Here is an 8,747-nt window from a genome sequence, read left to right on the forward strand (position 1 = left end):
ATTATTAGCTTTTCCGAGGGTATCTATTCTCTGGGGTTTTTATGAAAAATCCGGTCTTCCCAAGCCTAATAAAACGGCCCGCGCCGCGGCAATGAGGTAGAGCGAGCCGGTGATAACCACCACGTCTTCCGGCCCGGCAAAGTCGAGCGCCTGCGTTACTGCCGTCGCAATCTCTTCGACCTCGTAAACCGCCGGGGTGTATCGCCGGGCCAGCGCCGCCAGCTCCCGCCAGTTACCGGCGCGCGTTCCTGGCGGGCGCGTCACTACCACCGCAGCGGCAAGAGGACAGAGGGTCGCCGCCACCGCCGCCCGTTCCTTGTCGGCAAAGATGCCGATGACCAGCACGAAGCGCCGGCCCGGAAAGTAGTCCATCAAAGCCTCTTTGAGCGCTTCTGCCCCTGCGGCGTTATGCGCCCCGTCGAGAACGACTACCGGCTTTTCCCGCACAACTTCCAGCCGCCCCGGCCAAGTCGCTGCCGCCAATCCCCCGGCTATCGCTGCCGCGTCCACCCGCCAACCCCGCTCGGCAAGCAGTTGGGACGTAGCAACGGCACAGGCCGCGTTCCGCTGCTGGTGGCGTCCGGGAAGCCGCAACCGCAGGCCTTCATACGCACCCCACCAGCCACGCACCGCGAGTACCTGCCCTGAAAGATCATTTCGGCGTTCAACCGGGTAAAAATCACGTCCCAAAACAAAAAGAGGCGCTCCCTTTACGTCGCATTCCCGCTCAATCACCCCGAGCGCCGCGCCCGTGGTGCCCGTCACCACCGGAACGCCGGATTTAATGATCCCTGCCTTTTCCCAGGCGATTTTTTCTACCGTTTCGCCGAGGTAGTCGGTGTGGTCCACCGTCACGTTCGTGATTACGGCAACCTCCGGAAAAATGACGTTGGTGGCGTCAAAGCGGCCGCCCAAACCCACTTCAACCACGGCAATATCCACCGCTTCCTGGGCAAAAAAGAGAAAGGCGAGCGCCGTGTGAATCTCGAATTCCGTAGGGACAACGCCTTTTGCCCGCAGGCTTTCAAGCGCGGGTTTCACCGTGCCAATGAGTTCGGCTAGCCGCGCCGGCGCCACGGGGCGGCCGTCTACCCGGAACCGCTCAGTGTAGGAGTGAAGGTGCGGCGAGGTGAAGGTGCCTACTCTGTACCCGGCGGCTACCAGCACTGTCGTAAGACACGCGCAGACCGAGCCCTTCCCGTTGGTTCCGCCGACGTGCACCGCCCGCAGGCACCTTTCGGGGTTGCCCAGCCGCCCCAGCAGCGCCGTGATTCGCTCCAGCCCGGGCTTGATCCCCACAGCCGCCGCGTTTTGCATGTAGCGGATCGCTTCTTCGTAATCCATAATCTATCCCAGCATTTTCAGCCGCCCTGCCAGCGCCTCCTGCTTGCGGGATAGCTCTGCCTGCTTCGCCCGCTCCTTGGCCACCACTTCCGGCGGCGCCTTCGCCACAAAGTCGGGGTCGCCGAGCTTTCCTTCCACCCGCGCCAGCTCCCTTGCTACAGCACTGAGCTCCTTCGCCAGCCGCGCTCGCTCCTTCTCAAAGTCGATCAGCCTCCCGAGCGGGACGTATATCTCTACCCCCGCCGCGACCGCGTGGGCCGCCTGTTCGGGCTTCGCCGCCAGTTCAGCCGCCACCGTAACCGTACCTAACACCAGTTCCTCGATGTAGTTCCTGTTCTGCTCGACGAGCAAGCGGCTGCCCGCATCGGGCGCTACCAGGATCACTGTCGCCCGCCGCCCCGGCGGCACATTCATCTCCGCCCGGATGTGCCGCACCGCCCGGATGATTTCGATTAGCCGGCCCATATCCGCCTCGGCCGCCGGATCGGCAAGCTCCGGCGCGTCCGCCGGCCAGGCCTGCGCGATGAGCGGCTTCGCCCCCGGTTCCAGGTGGTGCCAGATCTCCTCGGTAACAAAAGGAATGAAAGGATGCAGAAGTCTTAAGGTGCCGCCCAGCACTTTCCGGAGGACGCTACGGGCAACCGCCCGCTCCCCAGGCGTCCCCCGGTAAAGGCGGGGTTTAACCAGCTCGATGTACCAGTCGCAGAATTCGTCCCAAATAAAGTCGTAGAGCACCCGCGCGGCCTCGCCCATTTCGTAGGCCTCGAGGTAGGTCGTACTCTTAACTACGGCCTCCCGGTAGCGACTCAGGATCCAGCGGTCGGCGAGTTCGTAGGCCGCCGGCGCCTCTGGCGGCGCCACCCCGTCGCCTAAGTTCATCAGTACGAAACGCGAAGCGTTCCACAGTTTATTGATAAAGTTCCGCGCCCCGTCTAATTTTTCAAAGTGGAAACGGAGATCGTTGCCTGGTGTATTGCCGGTAACCAGCATAAAACGCAGGCTGTCGGCGCCGTGGCTCTCAATCACCTCGATCGGATCAACCCCGTTGCCAAGCGACTTGGACATTTTCCGGCCGAGGGCGTCCAGGACCAGCCCGTGGATGAAGACCTCCCGGAAAGGCACCTCGCCCATGAAGGCGAGCCCCATGAAGATCATCCGCGCCACCCAGAAGAAGATGATATCCCGACCGGTGACGAGAACGGAAGTAGGGTAGAAATAGGCGAGGTCAGCAGTCTCTTTCGGCCAGCCAAGCGTGGAAAAGGGCCAGAGGGCTGAGGAAAACCAGGTGTCGAGCACGTCCGGATCTTGCTCCACCCGTGTAGAGCCGCAGTGGGGACAACGCTCTACGCCCTGGCGCGAGGCGGTGCTCGCCCCACAGTCGGGGCAGTGCCAAACCGGGATCCGGTGACCCCACCAGAGCTGCCGCGAGATGCACCAGTCCCGGATGTTTTCAAGCCAGTTCAGATATATCTTCGTGAAACGCTCGGGAATGAAGCGCACCCGACCGTCCTGCGCCGCCTTAATCGCCGGCTCGGCCAGCGGCTTCATGCGAACAAACCACTGCCGTGAGACCGTCGGTTCGATAACCGTATCGCACCGGTAGCAGTGACCGACCGCGTGGGTTAAGTCCTCCACCTTCAGGAGCAGCCCTTCGCGCTTGAGGTCTTCCACCACCAATTTGCGGCATTCCCACCGGTCGAGTCCCTGGTAGCGCGCCCCCGCCTCCGCCGTCATCCGCGCGTCCGCGCCGATTACCTTAACCGACGGCAGGTTGTGGCACCGCCCGATCTCGAAATCGTTCGGGTCGTGCGCCGGCGTCACCTTCAACGCCCCCGTCCCGAACTCCATGTCCACGTAATCGTCGGCGATTACCGGTATCTCCCGGCCGACGAGGGGAAGGACGAGTGTTTTCCCGACGAGGTGCCGGTACCGCTCATCCTCCGGGTGCACGGCTACCGCCGTGTCGCCAAGCATCGTCTCCGGCCGGGTGGTGGCGATAACTACAAAGCCCGTACCGTCTTTTGCCGGGTACTTGATGTAGTAAAGATGGCCGGCCGTTTCCTTATGCTCAACTTCGATGTCGGAGATCACCGTCCGGCAGTGGGGGCACCAGTTAACGATGTAGTAATCCCGGTAGATAAGTCCCCGCTCGTAAAGGCGCAGGAAAACCTCTTTCACCGCCTCGGAGCAGCCCTGGTCCATCGTAAAGCGCTCCCGATCCCAGTCACAGGAAGCGCCGAGACGCCTGAGTTGGGTGGTGATAACGTTACCATACTTCTCCTTCCACGCCCAAACCCGCTCCAAGAAGCGCTCCCGCCCCAAGTCAAAGCGCGTGAGCCCCTCCTTCGCTAATATCGCCTCCACCCGGGCCTGGGTAGCAATTCCAGCGTGGTCCGTGCCGGGAAGCCAGAGTGCGGCATAACCCTGCATCCGCCGCCAGCGAATAAGCACGTCTTGCAGGGTGTTATCAAGCGCATGGCCCATATGCAGCTCCCCGGTCACGTTCGGCGGCGGCATTACGATGCAAAAAGGCTTTTTCCCTGGCTCGACCGCCGGCCGGAAATACTTACCTTCTTCCCAGAAGCGGTACCATTTTCCTTCAACATCCTTGGGGTCGTAAGCCGAAGGCAATGACTTCTCCAACTTGGCTCCATCCTCCCGGTAGCGCTGATTCGCCGCCCTGATAAAAAGCTTGAGGCGGCCTGTCTCCTTCGATATTACCAATAATCTTACTCATCCTGGCCCGATGGTGTCAACTCAGCCCGCATATTTGCGCCACAGCCTGGCTTAGAAATCGATCGGAGACCTAATCGGTGGGGGTATCCCTTTGCGCGCACCCGTCCGGGTTTGCCTGATTCTTCTCCTTGTCGCCGCCGCGGCGCTACTGCTTTTCGCGCTCTTAAAAGAGAGCGACCGCCGGAACATCCAGTCCTTTTTATCGCCGCTCCCGAACCGCAGTTGGAACTTACCCCGCTTTACCTGGCAGCCGCCCAGGACGCTTTTGCGGCCGCAGGAATCGAAGTCCGGTTTATCAACACCGGTGCCGGTCGGCCGCTACCGCAAGGAACTGGGCTACGCGTCTGCGGGCTGGAGGAAGTGATCTACCGCACCCGCGCAGGGCAGAAAGAAAAAGTGGTACTCGCCCTGACGCAGCAGGCGGGCGCCGTCCTGCTCGGCCGTCGCCCTTCCTTCTCTTGGAGCGACCTCAAACAAAAAACCATTATCAGTCCTGAACCCACCGGCGCTACCACAGCACTCTTCGAAGCGTTGCTTCGCCGCAACGGCGTTTACCCGCACCGGGAAGCCGTACTTCTGATGAACCTCCCCCCGCCGCTTAGGATACCTGCTTTCCTAGCGGGGGTAGGTGACTACCTTATCGCCCCGGAACCTGCAGCCACTTCCCTTCGCCAACGGAAGCGCGCCTTCCTGGCCACCCCGCTACAACTGCCGCGCTCCCTCTGCCTTACGGTAGTAGCCGCACCGGCGGAGTGGGCTCGGCAAAACTATGCGGTTCTCGCGGCTTTCCAGCGCGCCGCGGCCGCAGGCGCCGCCTCCCTTTACGCCCACCCGGCCGCCGCAATCGCGTGGCTGGTAGCTCCCTATTTCCCCCACCTGAGCCTTCCGACCCTGGAAAAGGCGATCGCCTGCGGCCAGCGCACGGGTCTCTGGTACGTTACCGCTAATCCCGACCCGGATCGTCTGAATTCCCTCCAGGAGTTGTTACAGCAGGCGGGCGAACTCCCCGCCCCACTCCCTGCAGCCCCGCCCCAACCATGCGCCCCAATAAAGAATCAGGGGCGGCTTCACCCGCCCCCTTCAATCTTCTTTAGCAAAGCACCTTCGCCAACTCCCCGGCAAAAACTCACCCTCCATTTATCCCCGGGGCCGCTCACGCCTGGCTCCAGGCCACCACCGGAATCTTCCCCGTCTGCGCAAAAGCCGGCGGGTGCTCGTCAACCAACGCCGCCGCCAACACCTCATCCATATGGTTGACGAAGATCACCTTAAGCTTATTCCGCACGTGCAGCGGGACCTCTTCGAGTTCCTTCTTGTTGTCTGACGGCAGGATTACCGTCTTGACGCCTGCCCGGTGCGCCGCCAAAACCTTTTCCTTGATCCCGCCGACGGGCAGGACCCGCCCCCGCAGGGTAATTTCTCCCGTCATTGCCATATCGTGCCGGACTTTACGCCCGGTAAGCGCCGAAGCAAGGGCGGTCGCCATGGTGATACCGGCAGAAGGACCGTCCTTCGGTGTCGCGCCCTCCGGAACATGGATGTGGACATCAAACTTTTCGTAAAAATCTTCGTCGATCCCTAACTGCCGCGCGCGCGAACGAATGAAGCTATAACCGGCCTGCGCAGACTCCTTCATCACGTCGCCTAACTTCCCCGTCAGGATCAAGTTCCCCTTACCCTTGCAAAGGGTGACCTCAATAGAGAGGGTATCACCACCGGTTTCCGTCCAGGCCAGACCAGTCGCTACACCGACTTCATCAGCATTTTCCGCCAATCCGTAGCGGTACTTCGGGATACCGAGGAACTTTTCGATATTTTGGGCCGTCACCCGCGCCCGCTTCACCTTCCCGGAAACGATCTGCTTCGCCGTCTTCCGGCAGACAGCCGCTATCTGTCGCTCTAGGTTCCGCACCCCGGATTCCCGCGTGTACTCACGGATGATCTTCCGCAGCGCGTTCTCCGAAAGGGTCAAGTGCTCCTTGGTCATCCCGTGCTCTTTGAGCTGCTTCGGGATCAGGTGGCGCACCGCGATCTGAACCTTTTCCTCCTCGGTATAGCCGGAGATCTGGATAATCTCCATTCGGTCCCAAAGCGGCCGCGGGATATTGTACGGATAGTTGGCCGTCGTGATGAACAACACCTGCGACAGGTCAAACGGAATCTCGATGTAGTGGTCCGAAAAGGCGCTGTTCTGCTCCGGATCCAACACCTCGAGAAGCGCCGCTGACGGGTCCCCCCGGAAGTCGGTGCTCATCTTATCAACCTCGTCGAGCAAAAAAACCGGGTTCTTCGAATCAGCCTGACGCATCCCCTGGATGATCCGCCCCGGCAAAGCACCCACGTAAGTCCGCCGGTGTCCCCGGATCTCCGCCTCGTCCCGGACGCCGCCGAGCGAGATCCGGACGAACTTCCTTTCGAGCGCCCGCGCGATCGACCGTCCGAGCGAGGTTTTGCCGACGCCCGGCGGCCCCACGAAGCAGAGAATCGGCCCCTTCATACTTTTGGCCAGCTTTCGAATGGCCAGGTATTCCAGGATGCGCTCTTTGGGCTCTCTCAAGCCGTAATGGTCTTCCTCTAATATCTGCTCCGCTACGGCAATGTCGAGGCGGTCCCTGGTCGTCTTGGTCCACGGCAGGGCCAGCAGCCAGTCAAGGTAGTTGCGCACCACCGTAGCCTCAGCCGCCATCGGCGGCATCTTTTCCAGGCGCTCGACCTCTTTTAGCGCCTTCTCTTCGACCTCTTTAGGAAGCTTAGCCTGCGCGATTTTGGCCCGGTACTCCTCTCCCTCAGCCTGCCGTTCGTCCTTCTCGCCCAGCTCTTTTTGAATCGCCTTGATCTGCTCGCGCAGGTAGTACTCCTTTTGATTCTTCTCCATCTGCTTCCGGACCCGGATGTTGATCCGCCGCTCAAGCTCTACGATCTCGAGTTCCCGGGAGATGATGGCACAGAGCTTCTCCAGCCGCGTCGCTATATCTACCGCTTCAAGCAACTCCTGCTTATCCTCGACCTTCAGAGTCAGGTGCGACGCGATGATATCCGCCAACCGGCCCGGCTCCTCGATGCTCACGATTGAAACAACCGTCTCCGGTGGGATGCGCTTGGAAAGCTTTACGTACTGCTCAAACTGGCTAATAAGGCTCCGCTTCAGCGCTTCCACATGGCTATTACCCGGCTGGGGTTCCGCAAACTCTTCGACTTCTACTCGGAAAAAAGGTTCCTCCGCCACGTAGCGGAGAACTTTCGCCCGGGCCACCCCCTCCACCAGAACCCGGATCGTCCCCCCGGGAAGCTTTAAGAGTTGCTTGACTTCGGCAACCGTGCCGACTTCGTAAATATCCCCCGGCTGCGGGTCGTCAACCTGGGCGTCCCGCTGCGCCGCCAAAAAAATAAAACGATCGCGCAGCATCGTTTCGTCTATTGCGCGAACCGATTTTTCCCGGCCAACGTCGAGGTGGATAACCATGTAGGGAAAGACCAGCACCCCGCGTAGCGGTAAAAGCGGTAAAACCCGCGTCTTTGCTTCCACCTGTAGCACCTCCGTTACGGCGAACCGCTCTTATTAGTTAATTTTTATTTTTATTTTAGCACAGGAGATAGGGGCGTGCTACAGGAATAAACGCCTTACGGAGTAATAAAAGTCCGAAAATGGAAACTTAGGCTCAGACGTTGTTGCAACTCATACTGGTACCGAAGGAAACTACCGGCCGTAGACAAACCTCGCCAGCCGCAACCTTGTTCTCGTCAACCAATGCTTCCCGGATAGCGTCTTCCAACCGGTCCACCGGAACCACCGCGACCCCGCGAAACCCGCTAAAAAGCCGCTGGTAGTTATCCCGGGGAATAAGCACCCGGTTCGCCCCGGCCCGGACCGCAGCCGCCACCTTCGGAACTATCCCGCCTACGGGACGAACTCTCCCCCCAATAGAAACTTCACCCGTAAGGGCCACCCGGTTGTCCACTGGGATACCGGTCAGGGCCGAGTAGATGGCCGTGGCAACCGCCACCCCCGCAGAAAGGCCGTCCACCGGCACCCCGCCGGGAAAGTTAACGTGAATGTCGAAGTTTCCGGGTTCGACACGCATTACAAAGCACAACGCCGTAATAACGTTTTCAACCGCACTCCGCACCGAACTCTTTCGGCGCACCCGGCATCCCGCTCCCTGGAGTTCTTCTTCTACCACCCCCGTTACGGTAAGTCGCCCTTGTCCCTTTTCGGCCGGAAGCGCTGAGGCCTCGATTTCTAGCACCGTGCCAACATTAGGCCCACAAACCGCCAGCTCTGCGACTACGCCCACAGCTGGCTGAGCAGGCATCCTGCTTTCCGGGCGCAGGTTGTACTGACCACAGGTTACCACCCATTCCATATCGACCACCCGGATGGCCACCCGTCCTTTGGCGATAGCCATCCCGGCGGCAAGCTGAACCATATTGACCGCCTCCCTGCCGTTAGTAGCGTATTTCATCACCACCTCGGTTACCCCTCCCTCCGCCTCCAGGCCAAGGCGCCGGATCGCATTTGTCGCAATCACGCCGATCTCTTCAGGAGAAAGCGGCCGGAAGAAGATCTCGACGCACCGGGAACGGATCGCCGGCGGGATCTCCTCGGGCAATCTGGTCGTAGCCCCTACCAGCCGGAAATCCGCCGGGAGGCCGTTTTGGAAGATATC

General features: G+C 60.6%; 5 protein-coding genes. 1 reads left to right on the forward strand and 4 read right to left on the reverse strand.

Annotated features, from left to right (window positions below; all coding sequences use genetic code 11):
• Positions 1 to 39 precede the first annotated feature (39 nt).
• Positions 40 to 1,344: a bifunctional folylpolyglutamate synthase/dihydrofolate synthase gene (locus ACUVTA_RS07055; RefSeq protein WP_445952251.1), complete on the reverse strand. Its 1,305-nt coding sequence runs from the start codon at positions 1,342 to 1,344 to the stop codon at positions 40 to 42.
• 3 nt (positions 1,345 to 1,347) lie between these two features.
• Positions 1,348 to 3,987: a valine--tRNA ligase gene (locus tag ACUVTA_RS07060; protein ID WP_445952255.1), complete on the reverse strand. Its 2,640-nt coding sequence runs from the start codon at positions 3,985 to 3,987 to the stop codon at positions 1,348 to 1,350.
• 315 nt (positions 3,988 to 4,302) lie between these two features.
• On the opposite strand from ACUVTA_RS07060, the gene ACUVTA_RS07065 reads away from it, so the two are divergent.
• Positions 4,303 to 5,337, forward strand: coding sequence for an ABC transporter substrate-binding protein (locus tag ACUVTA_RS07065; RefSeq protein ID WP_445952252.1), 1,035 nt, complete (start codon positions 4,303 to 4,305; stop codon positions 5,335 to 5,337).
• On the opposite strand, the gene lon is transcribed toward ACUVTA_RS07065, so the two are convergent.
• Together lon and ACUVTA_RS07075 are read right to left on the reverse strand one after the other, a co-directional pair.
• The gene (gene lon, locus ACUVTA_RS07070) at positions 5,234 to 7,606 is read right to left on the reverse strand and encodes an endopeptidase La (RefSeq protein WP_445952253.1); all 2,373 of its coding nucleotides are present in this window, start codon (positions 7,604 to 7,606) and stop codon (positions 5,234 to 5,236) included. The genes ACUVTA_RS07065 and lon overlap by 104 nt on opposite strands.
• Positions 7,607 to 7,739: 133 nt before the next feature.
• Positions 7,740 to 8,747 (reverse strand): S16 family serine protease (locus ACUVTA_RS07075; RefSeq protein WP_445952254.1); only part of this gene is annotated, 1,008 nt, incomplete at its 5' end.

The organism is Thermodesulfitimonas sp., assembly GCF_052743955.1.